The sequence below is a fragment of the Kitasatospora sp. NPDC057015 genome (genome assembly GCF_042673745.1).
In the GTDB taxonomy this organism is placed as follows: Bacteria; Actinomycetota; Actinomycetes; order Streptomycetales; family Streptomycetaceae; genus Kitasatospora.
The window spans coordinates 87,684-108,773 of the sequence record NZ_JBHUSG010000031.1; the positions used below are offsets into that span (position 1 = coordinate 87,684).

23 protein-coding genes are annotated in these 21,090 nt (G+C 70.4%); 2 read left to right on the forward strand and 21 right to left on the reverse strand.

Translation table 11 applies throughout. The annotated features are described in order from the left end of the window. Positions 1-97: 97 nt before the first annotated feature. From ACFTWP_RS25860 to ACFTWP_RS25900, 9 genes are all read right to left on the reverse strand, one after another. On the reverse strand, positions 98-247 hold the full coding sequence (locus tag ACFTWP_RS25860) for a hypothetical protein (protein ID WP_380267181.1): 150 nt from the start codon (positions 245-247) through the stop codon (positions 98-100). Positions 248-1,323: 1,076 nt separating this feature from the next. After that, complete coding sequence (locus tag ACFTWP_RS25865; protein ID WP_380267182.1) at positions 1,324-1,902, reverse strand: hypothetical protein; 579 nt, start codon at positions 1,900-1,902, stop codon at positions 1,324-1,326. Between the two features lie 29 nt (positions 1,903-1,931). Next, the gene (locus tag ACFTWP_RS25870; protein ID WP_380267183.1) at positions 1,932-2,783 is read right to left on the reverse strand and encodes a DUF317 domain-containing protein; all 852 of its coding nucleotides are present in this window, start codon (positions 2,781-2,783) and stop codon (positions 1,932-1,934) included. Positions 2,784-2,940: 157 nt separating this feature from the next. After that, on the reverse strand, positions 2,941-3,432 hold the full coding sequence (locus ACFTWP_RS25875; RefSeq protein ID WP_380267184.1) for a hypothetical protein: 492 nt from the start codon (positions 3,430-3,432) through the stop codon (positions 2,941-2,943). Then, the gene (locus ACFTWP_RS25880) at positions 3,429-3,755 is read right to left on the reverse strand and encodes a hypothetical protein (protein WP_380267185.1); all 327 of its coding nucleotides are present in this window, start codon (positions 3,753-3,755) and stop codon (positions 3,429-3,431) included. The genes ACFTWP_RS25875 and ACFTWP_RS25880 overlap by 4 nt, the downstream gene beginning before the upstream one ends. After that, positions 3,752-4,336: a DUF4913 domain-containing protein gene (locus ACFTWP_RS25885; protein ID WP_380267186.1), complete on the reverse strand. Its 585-nt coding sequence runs from the start codon at positions 4,334-4,336 to the stop codon at positions 3,752-3,754. Before ACFTWP_RS25885 ends, ACFTWP_RS25880 begins: the two co-directional genes overlap by 4 nt. A 333-nt stretch (positions 4,337-4,669) precedes the next feature. Then, on the reverse strand, positions 4,670-5,839 hold the full coding sequence (locus ACFTWP_RS25890) for a DnaB-like helicase N-terminal domain-containing protein (RefSeq protein ID WP_380267187.1): 1,170 nt from the start codon (positions 5,837-5,839) through the stop codon (positions 4,670-4,672). Further along, on the reverse strand, positions 5,839-6,060 hold the full coding sequence (locus tag ACFTWP_RS25895) for a hypothetical protein (protein ID WP_380267188.1): 222 nt from the start codon (positions 6,058-6,060) through the stop codon (positions 5,839-5,841). Before ACFTWP_RS25895 ends, ACFTWP_RS25890 begins: the two co-directional genes overlap by 1 nt. A gap of 27 nt (positions 6,061-6,087) precedes the next feature. Beyond that, entirely contained in the window at positions 6,088-6,537 is a 450-nt protein-coding gene (locus ACFTWP_RS25900; RefSeq protein ID WP_380267189.1) for a hypothetical protein, read from the reverse strand. 264 nt (positions 6,538-6,801) lie between these two features. Here ACFTWP_RS25900 and ACFTWP_RS25905 point away from each other — a divergent pair, with 264 nt between their 5' ends. Next, positions 6,802-7,179, forward strand: coding sequence for a hypothetical protein (locus ACFTWP_RS25905; protein WP_380267191.1), 378 nt, complete (start codon positions 6,802-6,804; stop codon positions 7,177-7,179). 76 nt (positions 7,180-7,255) lie between these two features. Here the strand turns inward: ACFTWP_RS25905 and ACFTWP_RS25910 are convergent, their stop codons facing one another. From ACFTWP_RS25910 to ACFTWP_RS25965, 12 genes are all read right to left on the reverse strand, one after another. Next, positions 7,256-9,040: a type IV secretory system conjugative DNA transfer family protein gene (locus ACFTWP_RS25910; RefSeq protein WP_380267192.1), complete on the reverse strand. Its 1,785-nt coding sequence runs from the start codon at positions 9,038-9,040 to the stop codon at positions 7,256-7,258. Between the two features lie 97 nt (positions 9,041-9,137). Then, entirely contained in the window at positions 9,138-9,884 is a 747-nt protein-coding gene (locus tag ACFTWP_RS25915) for a hypothetical protein (RefSeq protein ID WP_380267194.1), read from the reverse strand. A 207-nt stretch (positions 9,885-10,091) separates the two neighbouring features. Continuing rightward, positions 10,092-10,586, reverse strand: coding sequence for a hypothetical protein (locus ACFTWP_RS25920; RefSeq protein WP_380267196.1), 495 nt, complete (start codon positions 10,584-10,586; stop codon positions 10,092-10,094). 29 nt (positions 10,587-10,615) lie between these two features. Then, positions 10,616-11,071 (reverse strand): hypothetical protein, encoded by a 456-nt coding sequence (locus tag ACFTWP_RS25925; RefSeq protein ID WP_380267198.1) that lies wholly within the window; start codon positions 11,069-11,071, stop codon positions 10,616-10,618. A gap of 40 nt (positions 11,072-11,111) precedes the next feature. Continuing rightward, positions 11,112-11,873, reverse strand: coding sequence for a hypothetical protein (locus ACFTWP_RS25930; RefSeq protein WP_380267200.1), 762 nt, complete (start codon positions 11,871-11,873; stop codon positions 11,112-11,114). A gap of 148 nt (positions 11,874-12,021) precedes the next feature. Continuing rightward, positions 12,022-13,527: an ATP-binding protein gene (locus ACFTWP_RS25935; protein ID WP_380267202.1), complete on the reverse strand. Its 1,506-nt coding sequence runs from the start codon at positions 13,525-13,527 to the stop codon at positions 12,022-12,024. 23 nt (positions 13,528-13,550) lie between these two features. After that, positions 13,551-14,000, reverse strand: a complete 450-nt coding sequence (locus tag ACFTWP_RS25940) for a DUF6238 family protein (protein WP_380267204.1) — start codon at positions 13,998-14,000, stop codon at positions 13,551-13,553. 38 nt (positions 14,001-14,038) lie between these two features. Further along, positions 14,039-15,511, reverse strand: a complete 1,473-nt coding sequence (locus ACFTWP_RS25945; protein WP_380267205.1) for an SCO6880 family protein — start codon at positions 15,509-15,511, stop codon at positions 14,039-14,041. Between the two features lie 141 nt (positions 15,512-15,652). After that, positions 15,653-17,104: an ATP-binding protein gene (locus ACFTWP_RS25950; protein ID WP_380267206.1), complete on the reverse strand. Its 1,452-nt coding sequence runs from the start codon at positions 17,102-17,104 to the stop codon at positions 15,653-15,655. A 28-nt stretch (positions 17,105-17,132) separates the two neighbouring features. Beyond that, the gene (locus ACFTWP_RS25955) at positions 17,133-17,843 is read right to left on the reverse strand and encodes a hypothetical protein (protein WP_380267207.1); all 711 of its coding nucleotides are present in this window, start codon (positions 17,841-17,843) and stop codon (positions 17,133-17,135) included. Positions 17,844-17,845: 2 nt separating this feature from the next. After that, positions 17,846-18,154, reverse strand: a complete 309-nt coding sequence (locus tag ACFTWP_RS25960; RefSeq protein ID WP_380267208.1) for a DUF6112 family protein — start codon at positions 18,152-18,154, stop codon at positions 17,846-17,848. Positions 18,155-18,236: 82 nt separating this feature from the next. Further along, positions 18,237-19,406, reverse strand: a complete 1,170-nt coding sequence (locus ACFTWP_RS25965) for a C40 family peptidase (protein WP_380267209.1) — start codon at positions 19,404-19,406, stop codon at positions 18,237-18,239. A gap of 557 nt (positions 19,407-19,963) precedes the next feature. On the opposite strand from ACFTWP_RS25965, the gene ACFTWP_RS25970 reads away from it, so the two are divergent. After that, positions 19,964-20,713 carry a DNA-methyltransferase gene (locus tag ACFTWP_RS25970; RefSeq protein ID WP_380267210.1) on the forward strand — a complete coding sequence of 250 codons (750 nt, stop codon included), beginning with the start codon at positions 19,964-19,966 and terminating at the stop codon, positions 20,711-20,713. Positions 20,714-21,090 lie beyond the last annotated feature (377 nt).

Genomic DNA, 21,090 nt, shown 5'->3' on the forward strand with positions numbered 1-21,090 from the left:
GCTGGTCGGAATCCTTTCCTATCGGTCCCGCAGATGGAGGGCCCCGCCCACTCCAGCTCCCGGGCACGCCTCTGGGGGACTTGATGTGACTGAGCGTTTAGTTGGCGGGTGAGCGCCGTACTTGGCGGGTTGAGCACTGGCGGTCGAGGGCGGCCTCCAGTCGTCGGGCGTAGGCGTCGAGTTGCTTCTTGAGCACGATGTAGTGCGGACGGTACTGTGTCTGTTTGATGTAGCTGCAGACGTTCACGAGGCCCTCTCTCCAGACTGCTTGCCGCCTGTCGTCGTTGCTGATCTCGGCGGGCACGGGAGCGAAGATGTGCTCACCGTGCGTGACCTTGGCCCAGGCGTAGGCTGAGGCCGCGAGTCGCTTTCGGTCGCCTACTGAGCCGCGGTTGAGTTCTGGGCAGAGGATCTCTGTCTGCCCGGTCTGCGGCGGGATGGTCCAGTTGCTCAGCAGTCTTCGCCGTTGGTGGTAGTCGGTGTGATGGTGGCTGAGTTCCTCGTGTTCGATGGAGTCCAGTGCGCTGTCGAACGCGAGGTTCAGTCCTCTGTCTCACAGACGGTTGGCGAGGATTCCGTTGAAGCGCGTGGAAACGCGGGGCCGGATGCCGAGGTAGTGTGCGGCGTCGATCATGGACCCGCCCAGGGCTCGCCTGACAAGGACGACGGCCCCACCGCGTCGAAGCGGCCAGGTAGGGATGCCTGAGAACGCGGACAAGTGGCGTTCGACCCAGTCCTCACGCAGGATCGCGGGAACGACTATTCCGCGCCCCGCGATCAGGCAGTCCGGACACAGCGGCCAGCCTTGGGCATCGCGGGTGGCGGGCTCGCGCCGGGCGCCGCAACATGAGCCTTCTTCAATACGGGACTTGGGGCTGCAGTTGCGGGAGACCTACTGGCCGTTGAGGGGTGTGTCGATCCGGACGACGCGTCGGCAGCGGGGGCAGGGCGGCTGGACGACGGCCGCGCCTCGGGACTGCCTTCGTAGTCCTGCAGGTGCGGATGGTGTTCCACTCGTGGAGGATCGCCAGGGGGAAGCGCCGAAGGCCGGTCTGTTTTGGGGGAACTGCGGGAATGGATCGGTGCACCCTGTTGCTACAGCAGGGTTACGGCAGCGGGGCCGTACAGAGGCATGAGGGGGACGGCGTTGGAGCCGAGCAGAAGTTGGGACCTGGCCGCGCTGGAGCACAAGATTCGAAGCACGGGTCGGGCATGGGCGATAGGTGACGTCGTGATGATCAGCGACGGCCAATGGGCCGTGCACTCGACGAGTCACGTCGAGCGGACACAGGACGAGTTGGCCGAGAGTCGGTTGGTGGACGGTCAGCGGGTGGAGCTGACCTTGGAGGAGTTGGCCCGAACGGTGGGTGCCACCGATCCCGGCATCTGCGGCGACCAGGCTGCGGACTGAGTGGCCGCTACGGTCGATTCGCCGCCGCCAACGATGCGCGATTCGCTGCCGCCGACGGTGCGGGAGGGGCAGTGGGCAGGTCCAACGGGCGGCGAGTCTGAGCGGGGCGGGCCGTGGCAGCCCGGACCTGAACGGCGCGAGGACCTGGCCCGGCTGGGGGCTTCGCGGGCGCTGATGACATGGCGGATCGCTTGCAGGGCAGTGTTGCTTTCGGCATAGGCGGTCCGCAGGGCGCTCGCGGTGTCGGTGATCCGGTCAAGGTCGTAGAACGCGGGGGTGTGGCCCGGCCGGCTGAGGGCGTGCAACCGGGCCTGGTGCACGGCGACGGCATTGCACACCACGACCAGGTGCCTCCTCGTCTGCATGGCCGCGTCCAGCAGCGGGTCCTCGACGGATCGGCGGACCGTGGCCTTCTCCAGTTCGGCCATAGGGAGGCCCCAGGCCTTCTCGATCATCGCGTCCACGTTGTCGAGGGCGGTGGTGTCGGGCACGGCGTCCTCCAAGTTGTGGGTGGGCGCGTTCAGTGTGGGCGGCGGGGGAGTGTCGGCTGGGGGAGCGTTGCTGGCCGGGTCGCGGTGGTGTAGGCGAGTGCGGAGGCAGTGGTACCGGTCGGCGAAGCCGAGCGGGAGGTCGCCGCATGGACACGCGCCACCTCCAGGGGGGTCGGTGCCGTCGGCGTCGCGGTGGCTGCGGCAGGAAGGTGTTCCAGGTCGATGCGTCGCAGGTGACGGTGGACCGGGGCCGGGTTGATGACGGCGGCGGTCATGGCCTTGAGCAGGTGCTCGGGCACGAACGTGGAGGCGGTGGCGTACCAGACACCTCGGGGCGGCCCGACCTCGAACAGCCAGCGCTCGGTGTCGCCGGCCATCTCGTCCGTGTGCTTGAGGGGGTTGTCCCGGCGATGGAGCCGGATGTGGCCGTCAGGGGACTGGTGGGTGAGGAAGGGCTTGGTGGGACCGAGGTTCCAGCCGTCGGCGAGGAGTTGGAGGGTCACGTCCACGCCGCCGCTCCGGCGGCCGCCGTTCAGGTAGGCATCGGGACCGCGGGTGCAGGCGGCGGCGAGTGCGGTGGTGAAGTCGGTGACGATTTCCGGCGGGGTGTGGTGGTCGAAGGTCACCAGCCAGTCCGGTGGCGCGAAGGCATCCGGACCTGCACTGATCTTCCAGAGCGTGGAGTCTTCGCCTTCCGGCAGAAAGGCCAGGCGGGCCCGGAGATCCGGAGCGACGACGAAGGTGTTCGCCAGTTCGTCGCGGCTGAGAGCCCAGCCCACGTCCAGCAGCTGCCGGATAGCGGGGGACACATCGGCGTCGGAGTTGGCGAGGTAGCGGGGCGTGATCCGGTACTCACGAGGCTTCTCAGGGCTGTTCGGCATCGGCGGTCCTGGGGAGATCAGCGGTGGTGCGGCGGCATGGACGGTTCGGGAAACGGCAGGGCGGCGGACTGGGCCCCGACGATGCCGGAGACGACCCGGGATGCTTCAACGAACAGTCAGGCGAGCTCGGAGCTCGGAGAGAGTGGTGCGGCGGTCGTCATCGCGCCTTTCGTGGGGCGATGTTGGGGGTGTAGGCGGCTGAGGAGGCGGTGTAGGTGACCCCGGTGCGGGCAGCGGATGTGGGGCGGACGGAGCGGGCGCGAGCGGCTTGGACGCGTGCTTCCTCGATGGGGCCGGCACTCGGCGCTACGTTGAGACCGATGCGGCCGAGACGGTTCTGGGCCGAGCGGTAGACCTGGTAGTCGAGCCGAGGGCCGGCCGCGACGAGGTAGACCTCGCGTGAGAACTTCGAGGCGGCCGGAGCGTCGCGGAACTGCACGACCAGGCGGTGGCTGGCCCACTGATCCCCGACACCGAGGTAGATCTTGTGGCAGCCCTCCAGCCGGCCTTCGAGGCGCTTGGCGACGCGCTCGCCGTGGACGATGTCCTGGAGGTGCAGCAGGGCCTGGTCGCGAATGGCGTCGGGCAACTGCCGCAGGTCGGCGATGGCGTCAGGGTGGGAAGCGAAGCCGAACTTGGCGCGGGTCATCGGGTCTGCCCCCGATCGGACTGCGCGGAGAGGGCCACTGTGGGTGCGGCGGCCAGGACGGTGGAGGCATCGGGAGCGACCCGTATGGTGATGAGGGCGACCACGGCACAGGTGTGGGTGGTCCCCGGGACGAGCTCCTGAGGCGCTATCGGTGGCGGGCCGGACCGCCTGTGCAGCCACTCATCAGCGGCGTCCGCGGTAGAGAAGGCGCCCTCGCGCAGGGAGCAGGTGTCTTGGTCGGGCTGGATGTCTGCGAGGAACAGGTGCAGGGGCAGCACGTCGGCGTTCAAGCGGTCGAACTGGACGTCGAGCTCGGGCATCACGTGGCGAGTCCCAGCATGTCAGGAGTGGTCAGGAGGCGGTGGGCGGGCCGACCTGGACTTGTGGTGCAAGCGGCAAACGGGCCGTCCGGCGCCCGGAGTTGGAGGAGGGTGTGGTCGAGGTGATCGCGATGCCACGTCGAGGGACCGGCGTGACCGGCCTCGGCAACGGTGAGCTGCTGCCAGGCGAGCCACAGGCCGTGGAGGCGCGCGACGGCCTCGGGGTGCTCGTGCCACTTCGCGCACCACGGGCGGATGGAGCCGATCTCCCGGCCGTAGATGGGCAGCAGGATGTGGGTGACCCAGAACGACAGCTCTGCCAGCTCGGCTTCGTACTGCGCGCCACCCATCGCGAGGATGAACATCGGTGCAACGGCATCGGGTTCGTCAGTGGGCTCGGTGGGTGGAGCCGCGGAGCCGCCCTCCGGCTCGTGTCCGGTGTCGGAACCGAGGCGGTCGAGGATGACGCCGTGCTGGCGGACCTCGGCCATGGTTGCGTGGAGGGCACTGACGAGGTCGTCGAGGTCGTCGTCAGGAATGCGGATCGGCTCGGGCTCGGGGGCGCCCGGGATCGGGTTGGACATCGCACATCCAGGAGATTGAGGCGGACGGAGACAGGGCGGTGGGTCCTGGTCGAGTCACGACAGGGCTCCCGTGAAGCCGGCTGGGTGTAGAGGATCCGCAGGATCGGCGGCTTGGTAGGGCCGCCAACTCCTGCTAGAGGCGGCTCGGATGGTGGGTTCGAAACGTATTAACGGGCCCGGTGTGCAGCACCTCTGGTTGCCAAAGACCAGATCAAGGCTCGCTGGGGCGGGGGCGCACCGGCGCCACGCCAGAGCTGCTCTCCGGTAAGGAGCGGGCGACTCTTGGGCTGGGTCGCCTCGATGTGCTGTGTCGCGACCGAGTGGGTGATGTGCTTACGGATGGTTCCTGGGTGAGGCAGTGGCGGGGCCGCGGCCCTGGTGTGGTGCCGCCTCGGTGGCCATGGCGGACCGCAATGAAGGCAGGGCGCGGATGGTTGCTTGTGCTGTGCTGCGGGTGAGCGCGGCGTGGACCCGGGTGGAGTGGTCGGGTTCGGGCTGCGACTCTGGCGTTGGCTGGCGTACGGCCCTGCTCCAGCGGGCTCGTACGTCGTCGACAGGGCCAAGGGCGTGCAGTGCCTGGTTGATCAGCTGGCCGGGAGCCAGTCGGTCATCGTCAGTCTGGGCGACGATCTGCTGGGCGGCAGCGGAGGCGGTGCGGTTGACGGACCCGCTCAGGACCTGCTCGCCGAGCCACTCGGCCGAGCCGGCCACGCCGCTGCCGAGTACGAACGCGAGGTGTTCCTCGGTGAGGGCGCCTTGGGCGAGCAGCCCCCGTCGTTGCACCTCCCACAGCGTGGTGACCGGGTCGATCGGCTCGCCCCGGTGGTGTAGCGCCCCGAGGCAGCGGTAGAGCTGGCCGTGGCGAGGGTCGGCGAAGTCGCCGGGCCGCAGCCAGTCGAAGACCCCTTCGATCGCCCCGTCCTGGTGGACGAGCAGCGCCAGCAGGAACTGTTCGTCCTCCTGAGCCGGCGTCGGTGGGGGAGCGATGACGGCCGGCGGAGAGGCGGGGGGCGCCTGTGGTCGGGGGTGGGTGCCCCAGCGTCGGGCGAGGTCAGCCAGGACGCCCGCCAGGATGTCGGCTTGGGCGATGGTGCCCTCTGCTGTGTGCTGCCGGGCGCCTTCGTCGGCGACCGAGAGCAGGCGGGTGGCGTGCTCGGCGACGGTGCGGTGGATGGAGCCTTCGAGCACCATCCGGCCGTAGATGGGCGCGCGGGCGGGTTGGGGGCAGGCCGCGATCAGGGTGTGCTGGTAGGAGGCGGTGAGCCCGCGCACGTGCTTGCCGGCCTCGGTGAACGTGTCGGTCAGCCAGGCCAGCGGCACCTCCCCCTCGGCGGTGAGCGTCGGGAGCCCGACGGCGCGGAGGGTGCGCATCGCTGCGAAGATCGCCTGGTGGGCGGGGCGGTAGAAGTCACGGGGCTCCAGCCAGTCGAGGTACCCCAGCTGGGGAGGGTCTAGCAGGACGGCGCCGAGTACAGCCTGCTCTCCCCTGAGCAGCGGGTCCATCAGGCCTTTCCGTTGCGCCGGGCCCGCAGGTGTGCGACGTCGCGGTCGGCGGCGGCCCTGGCGGCGGCGAAGCGGTCCAGCTCGCCGGTGAAGGTGGGGTCGGTGGCGAGGAAAGATCCGTCACCGGCGACCAGCCACCAGTGACTGCCGCGGCGGACCACCGGTGTGCCGGGCAACGGGGTGATCGCGCGCATGCGCTTGGACAGGTTCAGATCGGGCATACAGAACTCCCTTGAAAAGATGGTCACTTACGCGGTCAGGTCGAATTCGGAGGCGACGGGTGCGCCGGAGCGGCAGGACCAGGGCGAGCAGCCGTCGGGGTCGCCGGACTCCAGCTCGGCATCGGCGAGGGCGTCGAAGACGTCGATCTGTCGGCTTGCCCACTCGTGGGCGGTGACGCGGTCGATCGGTGCCTCGTCCAGCGGGCGCCGGCTTCGGTGCAGGTACACCTGACCGAGGAGCGGCGTGCCCTCCACGGTCGCCCGAGCATTGCCGCTGCGAATCGCGCGGTCGAATGCGACGACGTCCGCCCACTCCCCGGGTGAGCCGTCCCGCAGCGCTCGCCATTGGCTGTTGCCGTGGCAGGGGCGTCCCAGGCAACTGGACTTGGGGGTGCGGTCCAGGCCGCGCGAGCGCAGCAGCCGTAGGCAGTTCGTACGGGAGAAGCCCTTTTCGATCAGGGGGAATCGGTTCGTCATGTAGGCGTCGTCGGCGTCCTTCGCTCGGTGGACCTCGTCCGTGGAGATGCCGATCCACTGCTCGACGAAGATGCCGGAGGCTACCGGCTGCGGGTGGGGGTGGCCGAGGAGCTCGCGGACTTTTGCTTGATCGGTCGGATCTTGTATTGGCCCGTGCTTCTCTGTACTTCACCCGATCGGGGTGATCGGAGTCGCTAGGGTCGATGTACCGTCGGCCGTGAAACCCTGTGGATCGGTGACTGGTGCCCGTGATCGACTGAGGGCATGAGCTTGTCAGTGAAGGCGTTCGTCGTTGGTGAAGACGGCAAGAGGAATCTGTTGGATGTTCCGGAGGGCAGTGCCGACCTCGCGGGCTTCGAGCGCTGGCGTACTTCCGTATGGGGGTCCGAGTCTGTGCGCTCGTTGGGCGCGACCTTCTTCCCGGTCCTGGCCAGCAGTGACCTCACGGTGATGCCGGACCAGGTGGCGGACTTCCTGGACGAATGTGCCTTGATCCGGAGCAACCTCGGACTCGTCGCGCCCAGCGCCGACCCGGCGAAGTCGCATGCGGAGTACGTTCGGCAGATCTCCGAGCGCCTGCGGAACGTCGAGGACGCCGCCGCGCGTGCGCAGGGGGTCATGGGCGGTGTGATCATCTGGTAGGACGTCCGTTCTGGACTAATCCGGTAGGAGGGAAGGCCGCGGTCGACAGTCGCCTTGTCGCGGCCGGGCCGTGTGGTCAAGCCGAGCGAGTGAAGTCGTCGCTGCCGGCCTCGGTTTTTGCGATCGCCCGCTCGGTGATGGCCTTGGCGGCGCGGGCGGAAGCCGGGCCGATCTCCTTGGCGGAGCGCTCCTTGTACCAGGGCCTGAGGTCGAGCATGGCCACCCGCATGCCGGTGGCGAAGAGGAGGATCTTCCCCTTGGGGAGTGCACGGATCTGGTCTGGGGGCAGGATCCGCTCGGTGCGCATCGAGACCGAAGTTGACTTGCCACTGTCGGAGTTGGAGACGGAGACGGTCTGCACGTCGTGCTCGCCGATCTGTCGGGAGAGCCGGTCGGCGAAGTCGGCGTCGTCGATTCCGCTTCCGATCACCTTGACGGTGGCCGCGGACCAGAGTGCGTCCATTCCGGCTTCGCCCCAGCAGCGCTGTCCCTGCCGGTACGACTGCAGGATCGTGATCGGGATGACCCCTCGGCTGCCCAGGTGCGAGTAGAGATCGGGTAGGTCGGAGATTCGGCAGACGTTTGCCGCTTCGTCGAGGACGCACAGGGCCGGCGGGTCGAGCCGGCCGCCGCTGCGCTCGGCGACGATGACGGCGGCGCGCATCACCGCATCGGCGGCCGCCGCGATGATTGCCGATGCGGAGCCGCCGCCGTCCTTGCTGAGCAGGAACAGCGTGTCCCGGGACGAGGCGAAGTCGAACGGCTTGAACTCCGGCAGGCCAGGTGCAGGGGTGACCCACGCGGCGATCTCCGGGTCCAGCAGACAGCTGGCGTACTGCCTCGCTGTCTCGTAGATGCCGTCCCGGGTTTCGGTGGCGCCGGTGACGGTGCCCTGGAGCTGGGCGGCGACGGCGTCATGGCCGGCGTCGGCGAGCAGGTCGACGGGAGTGCGGTCGGCCGGGGAGGCGAGCCAGGCGAGCACCTCGGTGATCGGACGGTGGTGGCTCGCAGCTGCCAGGAACAGAGCGCCGAGTGTGTTGCTGGCCGCGGTCGACCAGAAGTCGCTGCCGCTGGACTCGTCCACGGACGCCGCGACGAAGTGCCCGGCGAGGCGCTTGGCTCCGGCGAGGTCGCGGGCGTCGGCGAGGATGTCCCACCACATTTCGCGCGGGTGGTGGGCGATCTGCTGCGGATCCAGGGTCCAGGTCTTCCCGACCTTCGCGCGAGCGTCGATGCAGGTGGTGAAGGCGTCGTTCGCTGCCTTGTTGGAGGTCAGCAGGACGGGGCCGGGGGCGGCGAGGATCGCCGGGATGGCGATGCCGGAGGTTTTCCCGGACCGGGGTGCCATGATCGCGACCATCACGTCCTCCCAGGAGGCACGGACTTCGGCTCGGCCGGGGGACAGCGTGCCGACGAGGATGCCGCGGTCGGCCGGACCGATCTCCTTCTGCTCCTGGAGGCTCGGGCGCAGGCTTCGGGCCTTGGCGGTGATCTGCTTGTCGAGCAGCGGGGCGAGTTCCGCTTTGCCTGCCAGACCGCTCCTGGATCCGGCTCGATGGCGCAGCCACAGGGTGAGCAGGGTGGTGGCGAGGGCGAGCGTGAGTGCGCCGGGCAGGATGCGAGCGCTGACCAGGAGGGCCGACGGGCTCAGTGCCGGCCACAGCTGTTCGGGGTGGAGCAAGGCGGCAGTGGGCTGGAACGGCGCCCAGGATCCGGAGCCAACGAACGAGTTGGTGAGGTTGCCGGTCAGCCAGGCGAGGGTGCCGAAGCCCAGGCCGACGCCGAGGACGCCGAAGAGGAGGTGGAGGAGCGCGTCGGACCCGCTGGTCGTCGACGGTGCGTTGGGGCGGGGGGAGGGCAAAGGAGAGTCCCAAAGGGTGCGGGCGGGTGAGGGAGGGGCGCGCTCGGCTCTGCTGCGGGTCATGGGGCGGCTCTCTGGCGAGGGGAGGGCGAGACGTTCAGCGAGTCCGGCCGTCCGGCCGTGCCGGGGTCTTGGGAGCAGGCAGCTGGGTGGAGGCGGTGGTGTCGGCGCGCAGGCCGAGAGCCTGCACGGCGGGTGAGACGGCGCGGGCTGCGCTGGTCGCGGCCGTCGAGTAGAAGGCGGCGATCTGCGCCTGGTAACTGTGCGCGGGCAGCTCGGGCGCTGGGCCGACCGCGCGGAGGTGGACCACGGCGTCTTCGAGCTCGGACTCGGCGTTGCTGATCCACTCGGTGGCCGCGGAGAAGCGGTCGGAGAGCTCGTGCTGGTCCGGGTCCAGGTCGGTCACTTGCTCGGCCGCTGCCTCCAAGGCCTCGCGCAGCCGGGGGATGACCCCGTCCTCGGGGGCGAGCAGTTGGTCGAGGGCATCGGCGGCCTGGGCACCGGTACTGGCGCCACGGATGTGGTCGGTCAGCCGAAGGACCTGCTGGCCGATGACGCGCAAGCCGTGGGGGTCAGTCGGGGTGGTCAGGCGGTCGGTGTCGAGGTCCGGGTCGAGGTCGACGGTGAACCCGGCGGTCCGCAGCATCGTCGCCGCGTGGGTGGCTCGATCGGCGCGCTCGCGGGGCGGGGTGGTGCTCGGCAGCCGGTGTCGGCGTCCGTACCAGTCCTGGATCTGCTGGAATCCGGCGATCTTGAGCAGACCGGCGGTGAGGTCGTCGTCGACACCTCGGGCGGTGACGGCGCCGCTGGGCTCGATGCCGATGGTGATGAAGGGGACGGGCATCTGGCGCTCCTCGTGAAGGGGGTGGTGGTGGGTGGCAGCTGAGCTGCGCAACACGCGAGCTGGCGAAGAGGATCTGATGGATCAGGGGTTTGGCCTCGCCGCGTCCTCGTGGTACGGATCCGCCGCCGGGCCTCCCCGTGCGGTCAGGGCGGTCGGGACCGTCCGAGGGCAGCGGGCAAGAAGCCCGGCGGTGGGGAGTGGTCCGGCTCAGACGAAGGGGTTCTCGGTGGGCCGGTCGCTCTCGGTGGCCGCGTCGAGAAGCTCAGCCAGATCTTCCGGGGCGGAGGCACGTTGGTCGATCCACCACCCGGCACGGCTGACGGAGCGAGCCGCCTCCACGAGCTGCTCCCACTCGGCCTCGGACATCGTGCCCTCCAGAACCAGCACGGTGTAGGCAGCAGCGAGGACCTGGTGGCGGCAGCGTACGCCCCAGGCGGTACCTCGCTCGGTACCCGCCAGCGGCGGCATTCGGTACTGGTCTGACCAGGCTTCCGACTCGGCCTGCTCGGTGGCGCGCTTGGCCTCAAGCCAAGCTGCCCGGTCCGTCTCGTCGTCCTGGGCTGCACGCCAGCAGTCGGTGCATTCCTGCTTGGCGAGCCACTCGGCGAAGCCTGCGCGGCGGTCGGCAGGGCGGTTGCTGAGGTCGCGTTCCGCCTCGTGGCCGCAGGCGTGGGTGATCGTCCAGACCTTCTTCACAGCCATGTCGTCTGCTCCTCGATCGTGGGGGTGGCTCAGCGGTGGTGGGTGCCATAGATGTAGGTGGGCGTTGGTGCGGCGGCCGGCCGGGGAGCGTGCCCCCGATCGTCGGTGGCCGGGAACACCGGGGCGCTTGTGTGCTCGCGGGTGTGCAGGCGGCGAGTCAGGACGGCGGTCGCGAGGGCTGGTTCCACGGCGACGACGTACCGGTCCTGACGGAGGAGGACGGTCGCCTCTGCGACGGCGTCGAGGCCGCCGGGGGGAGCGGCGTAGACGTCGAGGTGCGGGAGGTGTTGCCACCCGGCCTTGGTGAGGAACCCTGCCGGGTCGGTGGGCAGGTGGTCGGTGACGGCGGCGAGGATCCCCAGTTGCGGGTGGACGGCGAAGGCCACGTCCGGCTGCCCGGAGTGGGGAAGAGTTCCGGGCGCATCGGGATGTTCGAGGCGGCGGAAGGTTGTCACGTCGCCGCTCTGGGGGACCACAGTAGACAAGGGGACGCTCCTTAACGTGTTCTGCTTGCAAGGGGGTTGGTCAACGGACGCGGGCGAAGGCGATGCGGGGGTCGACGGCCGTCGGCGGCCGGCTGTCGACGAGCGCGGTGGATGCCGTGTCAGGAACGGGATGGCGGGCCGGTTCCTTGGCGATTGCTGTCTCGTCGACGCTGAACTTGCGGGTGGTGAACGCCGAGTCGTTCGACGCGTAGTGGGTGGCGATCTCGTCTGCGAGCTGGGGCTCTACTGCCACCTGGTAGTTCGCCCGCTGCAATGCCGCGGTGGTCCGGGCGACCGCGTCCAGTGACTCCGTCCGGGTGGCGGCCGCCGGGAAGTAGACGTCAAGGGCCGGGTGGTGACGCCAGCCGTCGGTCTCCAGGGCCACGGCTGGGCCGAGTGGAGCGGCGCCGCCGAGAGCGGCGATCAGCCCCAGCCGGGGGTGTTCGGCGAAGACGACGTCCGGATCCAGCTCGCGGTCCGGGCCGCGCTCCGGCGGTGAGGCGGCGGCCGACCGGACGGGTGCCTGCTCGGCGGCAGGGGCGGAGGTCAGGGACAGGTCGGCATCGACGCGGTAGCCACCGCCGGTGAGGAGCTTGACGGCCCAGGCGGCGCGGGCGGATGCCTCGCGGTGCTGGTCGGTGAGTGCGTAGAGGCTAGGCGGGCCGGGGAGGCGCTCGAATTCGAGGTGCTCCAGCATCCATTGAGCGGCAGCGGACTGGGTGGGCAGAGATGCCACGATGCCGTGGTCGGGGTGGTGCCCGATCACGACCTCGGGCAGCGGGAAGGTGTCGGTGGCCGACATGGCGGAGCTCCGATCCGGAAATGGGGTTGGTACACGACCGCGGGGGCGAGCCCGGTCTGGGCGTGGTGGGCATGGGCGAGTCCTCTCTGGCCGCGGGGTGAGCCCGCGGGGCGGCGGCGGTGAGTACGAATTCCCGGAGGTGGATTGGTCAGGCGGTCATGCGGAAGTCCGTGTCGTACAGCGGCTTCTCCCGCGGGTGGAGAAGGTGCTGCACGATGAAGGAGAGGCCCGCCACCTTCCACAGGCCGCGTCCGCGGGTGAGCGCGCCAATCGCCTGCGCCTCGACGCCGGTGAGGCCGAGCAGGGACATGGACACCTGGACCTGGTCGGGTTCCTGCCGGTAGATGATCCGCGTTGAGCAGTCTGCGAGGAGGCCCTCAGCGAGTACGCGCCCCCGCGACCCGGCGTCGCCCGCGGACAGCAGGTCGCTCAACCGGTGGAGGATCACGAGGTTGGCGATGCCCAGGCCCCGGCTGAGCTTGAACTGCTGTTGCATCCGCTCCAGGAGGCCGACGTGCCGCATGATCCGCCATGCCTCGTCGTATATGACCCATCGCCGACCACCGGCCGGGTCCGCGAGGGCCGCCTCCATCCATGCACTCGCGCAGGTCATCGCCAGCACCAGCGCGGTGTCGTCGCCGCTGCTGCCGAGGCGGGAGAGGTCGATGGAGAGCATCGGCGCGGCCGGGTCGAAGGCCACGGTGGACGGCGCGTCGAACATGCCGCTCAGGTCACCGTGGACGAGTCGCCGAAAGGCGTGAGCGAGGTCGTCGGCGGCCCGTCCGAGGCCGCCGGCCTGGTCGCCGAGCGCTGCATCGAGCCGCTCGGGGTTGCCGAGTACGTGGGCGATGTCGCCGAGCAGCGGCACGGTTTCTGTCGCCTCGGCGTCGGCGACGACCAGGTCCAGGGCGACGTCGAGGCCGGTGTGCTCCATGGGGAGCAGGTCCCGCTTGAGGACGGTGGCGGCCAGGCTCGCGAGCAGGAGGAGGCGGCGCTTGCGGACCTCGTTCGTCCAGTCCTCCTCGCTCACCCCGGTCGGGCGACCGGGCGCGTCCAGCGGGTTCAACTTCCCCGGCAGGCCGGGGCCGAGGGCGATGGTCTGTCCGCCGAGGGCTTCGGCCAGCCCGGTCCACTCGCCCTTGGGATCGGACGGAACGTAGATCTTGTAGCCGTGGGCGATGGCCCGGGTGGCGATGCTCTTGGCGAGGGCGGACTTGCCCATGCCGATTACGCCGCACAGGATCGCGTTCGGGTTGGTGAAGCCCTCGATCCGGCCGGAGTTGTAGAGGGCGAAAGGGTCGTAGCAGAAGCTGCCCTCCGCGTGGAGGTCGCGGCCGATGAAAATCCCCTCGGCGCCGAGGCCGGCCTCCGCCAGAAAGGGGTAGGCGCCGCCCGCCACGGCGGTGGTCATGCGGTGCTTCGGCAGTCGGAGTCGGCCGCCGCGGGCTGAGGCCGGGCCCGGCCGACCCGAGGCGGGGTAGCTGGGCTGCAGTTCCGGGTCGGCGCCCTCGTGCTCGCGGCGCCTGGAAGGGGCTTGGGCTGCTCGGGCCTTGGTACGGGCCTTGGCGAACTCAGCGCGGGCGACGCGCTGCTGGGTGCGGGTGGCCTTGCGCGGGACGAAGAGGGGGGAGGCGGTGGCGCGGTTCCTGGGCATGATCACGGATCCCGGTGGTCGGTTCAGCGGCGGACGAGGCCGGTGAACGGGGTGCGGAGGTCGGCGGCGGTGGTGCGGCGGCGCACGAGACGGGCGGTCTGCTGGTGGCGGCGGCAGAGCGTCAGCTTCGGGGCACCTTCGGGAAGGCGGGCCCGGCAATCGTCCGGACCGGGGACCTCACCACTGCCCGACCGCGGCGAGGCGTGGTAGGCGGCGTGGAGGTGGTCGGCGGCCTGCCACAGGCGGGTTCGGGCGGCCCGGAGGTGGTCGCCCTCGGCCGGCAACAACGGCAGGGTGCGTTCGGTGTGCGCATCGAGGAGGCCGTGGAGGGACACCAAGTGTTCATGCAGGGAGTCGAGTTCGGCCCTGGACGTGACCAGTGGGCCGCCCGGGACGTTGAGAGAGCGGTGGAAGTCGATCGCCGCAGTGGCGTAGGGGACAAAGTCCGGTGCGGTGGAAGTACTTGCCGGCATCGGGGTGCTCCTTCGAGGGGAGGGAGGGCTGGCCGGCGTCAGACTGCGAGGGCGAACGGCAGGGCGGCGGCGGAGAAGGCCTCGGCCTGCTGCCAGGTCAGCGGGCGCAGGTCGAGCTGGGCGCCGACGGCGGCGGCCTCCACCACGGCGCAGGCGGAGCGCAGTTCGTCCTCCGTGTCGGCGCTGACGGTGAGGAGCCCGGTCAGGGCGACATCGGAGTGTCCGGCGATCAGCTGGCGTTCGCGATTCTGGATGTCCTGGTACTCCACCGAGTCGGCTTCGGAGGACACCTGGCCCTTGCGGGCGCGCTCGGCCGAGTCGGCAATGACCGACGCCTTCTTGCGGCGGACGTCGCGCATCGCGGAGCCCAGGTCCTTCGGCTCGTAGGCGAGGGAGACGGTGCGCCGGACACCGGAGGCGAACAGCACCTGGTGCAGGAATCCGGGGTTGGTCTCGGTGCGTGGCCAGTTTTCCACCCAGTAGGTGGAGTGATGGGCGGAGTCGGTCGAGATGTGGTCGGACTTCTCCACCACGACCACAGGGCCGGCAGCAGCGGGGTCGGCCGCCGGGCGGCCGTCCTCGGACCAGCGGTCCAGCGCAGCCAGGGACTTGGGATCGTAGGCGGTGCGGGCGACGGCGGCGATCTCGGTGGCGGACAGCCAGCCGGTCGGGTTGAGGCCTGCTGTGCGGGCGGACGCTTCGAAGGAGCTGGTCAGCTGAGCCAGCACGCTGAAGCCGCCCGCCAGGCCGCCGCCGGCCTGGTTGATCAGGCGCCGAGCCGCCTTGACGTCCAGCGCGACGGCGACGTACGCCTCGTGCGGGGCGGCAGCCGGGCCCGCACCCTGGATCAGCTCCCCGTACAGGCCACCCGCCAGCGGGGCATCGGGCTTACCGTGCTCCTCCCAGTACCGGCGCAGCGCATCACCGGAGTCCGGGACGGTCCGTTCGATCACCTGGATCCGGGCGGCGTGGCCGGTGCGGGCGAGCGCCGCCAGGCACCGTCCCCAGCCGCTCACGTTGGCGTTCTGCGTGCCGGGGTCGAGCAGCGCGTAGGCGCGGGAGGAGACCTTGACGATCGCGGTGAGGGTGCCGGCGTGAGCGTCGTGGACGGCGCCGTAGCGGCGGTCCGGGGCGGTGACCACGCGCAGGCTGGCCGCGCTGCCGGGCAGGTGGAGCAGTCCCTCGCGGACCGGGCGCCGGGAGGGGCGGGCGAGCCAGATCAGCTGGCCCCGGAGGTGGCGAAGCGCGTAGCGGACGGCGACCGGGGCCCAGTCGGCGAGGGTGCGGCCCCGGTAGCGGATGAACACGAACGCGGCGACACTCGCCCACGCGGGGGTGAGCTGCAGCATGCCGGTGACTCCGCGGGCGGTGAGGACGGCGAGCAGGAGCAGGCCGGTGGCTGCAGCGGTGACCAGCTGCGCGGCGCTGAGGCCGAGGAGGATGCCGCGCTTCGAGCGGTGGGGGAACTTTACGGACGCAGAGGCGGAGTCGGGCAGCGGGGTGGAGGACACGGGCGTTCCAGGGTGCGAGGGGGCGGGCGGTGGACGGGGCGTGGTGCTCTTCCGGAGGTCATCGTGGAGAGTCACTCCTTGATCGTTGGCGGGCCCTGGGGCGGGCGACGGGTTGTCGCCCGCCCCAGGCGGGGGAGCCGGTCAGGTACCGGGTCCTGTGGGTCGGTGCGGGTAGACGAACCGGACCGGATCCGTTGCCCCGGTCGGGGACGGGCCGTCGGCGGCCGGCGTGGGCGGCAGGGGAGCTTCCGGTGCCGAGGGCGTCGGGGCACTCGGAGCAGACGGCGTGCCCGGGGCAGGGGAACCACCGGAAGCGGACGGGGTGACCGATCCCGCCCATGCGGCGCCTCGGGTACGTGGGGCGGCCGGGGTCTCCGCGTTGCCGTCGGCCGGCGGCTTCTCCTCGCCGCTGTTGTCGGACGGCCGGCTGATCAGGGCCGGGATGCCGGGCCGTGTGACCAGGGCGCGTCCGCGGTCGCCACCGGTGCTCGGGTCCTCGCCGAAGCGGAACGTTGACGGCTGCTGTGCGGGGCCGGCGTCGATACCTTCCTTGCTGACCTGCCCGGTCGGGTCGATGCCGGAGGCCACACCGGGGACCTGGCTGGGGCCCTGCGGTGCCGGTACGCCGGTGCCCATCTGCATGGCCAGACTGCCCGCCGTCTTGGCAGCGCCCGCCGCGACCGCCATCCCGGCGACGCCGGTGCGGTGCAGGTCGTCGTGGCCGCCGCCCTCGGTCGCCCAGTGGACGAACTTGTAGACCGTATAGGGGCACAACAGCACCAGGGCCATGATCACGATTCCGGCCATGGCGTCGGACAGGGCGCCGAGCCCGTCCTTGGCGTCCGTCTTGCCGATCGCCGAGACGCCGACGAGGAAGACCACCGTCATCAGCAGCTTGCTGACGACCAGAGTGGCGGTGGCCTCGATCCAGCCGCGTCGCCAGCGCTTGGCGACCTCCCAGCCGCCGCCGGCCCCGGCGAACGTGGCGAGCGCGACGAGGACCAGGACACCGACCTTCCGGGCGACCATCACCCCCCAGTAGAGGAACGCGCCGACGGCGCATCCGATGGCGACGATGGTGGGGATGGCCCAGCCGAGCGGGAACATCGCACCGAGCTCCGACACCTTCACCAGGCGTCGGATCGCGTCGTCCACGCTGGTGTTCGCGGCTTTGAACAGCCCGGCTGACAGGGCGTCGGTCGCTGTGACGGCCACGGTGGTGAAGCTGATCGCGCCGAAGCTGAACAGGACACCGGTCATGGTGCCCCAGGCCGCACGGGCGAGGGCCCGCTCGTCGCGGCGCCAGGCAGCCAGGATCAGCTGCGCGCAGAACGTGCCGACGGTGAGGACGAGGCCGATCGGCAGGATGAGCTGGTAGTTGTCCCGGAACCATGGGGTGCTCAGGTCGATGGCCGTGGTCTGGTCGACGGCCCGCGAGGCGAGGTCGACGGCGCTGGCCGCCAGCTCGCCCATGCTCTTGGCGATCCACGCACCGATGCCGTCCGTGATCGACTTGCCGGGGTTGGAGGCGAAGCTGACCGCGTCGACCATGGTGCAGACCTGACTCATCAGGGGTATGTCGCAGACACCCACGAGGGGAACCTCCTTTCTAGGGGCGGGGTTACGGGGCGACGGACGGCATCACGCCGACCAGGGCGCAGGGGCGGTCGGGACGGCACTGCAGGGCGAGGGTGGCCGATCGGTCCTCGGCCCCGCCTTCGGGTGCGCCGTTCCAGGCGATCGTCTGCTTGCCGGTGACGGTGACCGCGTAGACGTAGGCCTGCGTGATCGCCCCGGGGTCGGCCTGCAGGGCTCGGGTGAAGGACTCCGGGAAGTGCGCCTCGGCAGCCGTGGCGGTGGCGAACTGGCCCGAGTCGGCCATCCGGCCCCACATCACCGGGGAGGGCACCAGGCGCTCCACCGAATCCGCGTCGACGTACTGGCTCTCGGTGGTCAGCCATCGGTGGAACGCGGCGACCAGCTCAGGCTGCGAGTACTTCCTGGTGTCGTACGACCACAGCGCCACGGCGGCCGCCTTCGCGAAGGCGATCGGATCGTGCGTGTCTGGCGGGCCCGGCAGCGACTCCGGGTGCTGGGCGGCCGGCGCCGACGGCGGCGAGGTGGCCGTCGAGCGGGCGGGCCCCGGTGAACTGGCCGCCGAGGAGGGGAGGTTCGAATCGGATCGGTTGTCGCGGGTGACGTACGCCAGCAGTCCGGCGAGCGCAACGAGCGCGATCAGGACGGCGGTTCCCAGCAGCGCCCGGCGGCGCACGAGCGCGCCGCCGGACTTCCCGCTGAGGGAGGCGGAGGAGGGGAAGTAGCTTTTCCTCATGGTTACTTGATCTGGGTGCCGAGGGCGGAGAAGAACGCGACCACTCCGTTGGCCGCGCCCAGCAGTAGGGCCGCGCCGGCCGAGACGAGCACGCCCTTCTTGCCGTTGGCCTCGGCCTGGTGGCCGCCCGAGTGGTGGCCCCAGGCCCACACTCCGGCGCTCACCGCGAGGGCTCCGACGACCGCGATGATGCCGAACAGGTTGAGGGAGCCCATCACCTGCTTGAGCACGGCCAGGCCCGGCAGGCCTCCTTCGTTCGGGGCGATGCCCGGGTCGTACGCGAGCTGGACGATGGTGTCGGCGAGAAACATGGGGGACCTCAGTTCGGATGTGGGCGTGCGAAGGCACGCCGAAGGGGTGGCGTGGGGGTGCGGAGGTGGCGAGAAGAGGCGGTCAGGCGATTCGGCGGGCCGCGAGAATCTGCGGCTTCCACTCGGCGAGGGTCGAGACCTTGACCACGTCACCGGTCTTGGGAGCGTGCAGCACGAGCCCGCCGCCGATGAACATCCCGACGTGTTCGGGGCGCAGGGCGCTGCCTCGGGTGAACAGCAGGTCACCGGGCTTGAGGGCGCCGGCTGAGACGGCGGTGCCCTCCGTGACCTGGGTGTAGGTGGTGCGGGTCAGGGTGATCCCGGCGGCCTTGTAGGCCATCTGCATCAGGGAGGAGCAGTCGCAGCGGCCCATCGGGTCGGCGCCGTGCGGGTCGGTGCAACTGCCGCCCCACTGGTAGCCGGTGCCGAGTTGGCCGAGCGCCCACCGGATCGCTGTCTGCACCTGGGCCGGGGCGTCGGCGGGGATCGCATACCCCTCCGGCATTGATCCGGCGGGGATGCTGCCGAAGCCGCTGCCGTCCTCACCCGCTGTCGGGCAACCGCTGCCGCCCGAAGCGGGGCCAGCGCTGCTTGGGTCGCTCGGATTCGGGCTTGGGGCCGGCGCCGGCGAGGCGGTCGTACTGCCACCTGAGTCGGCCAGCAGCGGTGCGATCGCCTGCTGGAGCGCGGTCGCCAACGGCTCCCACTTGGCGTAGGCGTCCGGGAAGCCGGAGCGCTGCACCGCCTGGGCGGCCTGGGTGACGGTCATCGACTCCCAGCCGTTGACCTTCTTCAGCGACTCGTAGAACTTCGTCGAGGCGTAGACCGGCTGCATGATCTGTTCCGGCGTCCCCCAGCCCTGCGACGGCCGCTGCTGGAACAGGCCCAGCGAGTCGCGGTCGCCGTAGCCGATGTTGTGCAGCCCGCTCTCCTGGAGGGCCGTCGCCAGGGCGACGACCTGCCCGCGGACGGGGATGCGCATCGCGACACCGGTGGCCTGGATCGCCTTCGCGTTGGGGATCTGCTCCTCCGGAGCGTCCAGTCCGGACACGGCAGGAGAGTTGAGCGGACTGGAACCGTTCAGGATCGCCTTCACCTGTGAGGCGACGGCGGAGACATCCACAGCCTGTCCTTCGGGGCCCGGCTGGCAGACGGCAGCGGCGTTGCCCGCCGAGGCGACCACGATAGGTAGGGCCAGCAGCAGGGGGCCCGCGGCGAGGAGCCCCGCGAACGCGCCGACGGTCTTCTTCACGACGGCCGCCGATCACCGTTCCAGTCCCGGACGGGCGGTGGTGGTCGATCGGGGCACAGGTGTGCCAGGGCATGGTGCATCGCAGGGGCTCCTTGCGAGGTGCGTAGGGGGAGCGGTGCCGGCCTCTCGTGCAAGAAGTCGCCGGCACCGCGGGGTGGTGAATCCGCCGCTCAGGGCGGCCCCGGGTCGGGGGAGTTGGTAGCTCCCGGACGCCGGTCTCGGTGGTGCGCGGCAGCCGGCCGCGCTCGTAATCTCACCCGGAACACGGGGGCACTCCTCGGGGACACAGGGGAAGGATTGGGTACCGCGCCGTGTGCTCCTGCCTGGACGGGACAAGCACGCGCCGGGCCCGGCCATCTGGCCCGCTGCCCGGTTGGCATGGCGAGACAGTAGACGCGAAGTCCGGCCGCACCAAACCACTCCCGACCAGCCGCGATGCTCCTGGTCGTCCGTTAGGTACGGCTGCCGATCGCGGTTACCTTCCCCTGCATCCCCGCTTCCGGAGGCGGCTGCAGTGCGCCGCCCGGAGCTGGCACACCCTGCCCGAGAGAGGCCCCATGAGCAGCTTCACCCTCCACCGAGGCGACGCCCTCACCGTCCTGAAGTCCCTCCCCGACGAGTCCGTCAACGCTGTCATCACCGACCCGCCGTACAACTCCGGCGGGCGGACTAGCTCGGAGCGCACCGGCCGCGACGCCCGCGCCAAGTACGTGACGTCCAACTCCGCCCACGACCTGAAGACCTTCCCGGGCGAGAACCGCGACCAGCGCTCCTACCGCTCCTGGCTCACCGAACTGCTCACCGAGGCGTACCGGGTGAGCACCGAGCGCTCGGTCGCGATGGTTTTCTCGGACTGGAGGCAGGAGCCCACCACGAGCGACGCGCTCCAGATGGCCGGGTGGACCTGGCAGGGCACCATCCCGTGGATCAAGCCTGCCAGCCGACCGAGGAAGGGGGGCTTCAAGCAGTCCGCGGAGTTCGTCACCTGGGGTGTGAAGGGCACCCTCGACAGCAGCCGGAGCCTGTACCTGCCTGGCCACTTCATCGCCTCCCAGCCCCGCAAGGACCGGGTGCACATCACCCAGAAGCCGCTGGAGATCATGCAGCAGCTCGTCCGGATCTGCCCTGACGATGGTGTCGTCCTCGACCCCTTCACCGGCAGCGGCTCGACCGGCGTCGCCGCCCTGCGCGAGGGCCGGCGCTTCGTGGGCGTCGAACTCTCCCCGCACTACGCCGAGATCGCCGAGCAGCGACTCCGAGGCGAGCTGACCCAGAACGACTTCGGCCTCGCCGGACCGGAGGCGTGATCGTCAGAACAAGCAGGTCAACTGGGCTGCGGACATCAGAGGGTGGCTGGAGCAGTGAGAAGCTCCAGCCACCCTCTCATGTCCGTGAGGCGGTCCCACTGCACGGTGGATCAGTGGAAGCGACGTTGCGGACCCACCTGAACCCGACGTAGACCTAGAACCGCCCTGACAACTTCCTTGATGTTGCCTTTGGCAGCGCACCCGGGTGCGAGGCACCCCGAGCGGCCATCGCGCGGGGCTTAGGAACGCGGCGCCACCTGCGCTGCTGGACTGGCTCGATGCCACCCAGGAGGACCTGCGCGTCCGCCCCGACGGACCAACGGGACGGGGGCCTGCGCCACCAGTATCAACATGATGATGACGTTGGTGATGGTCTG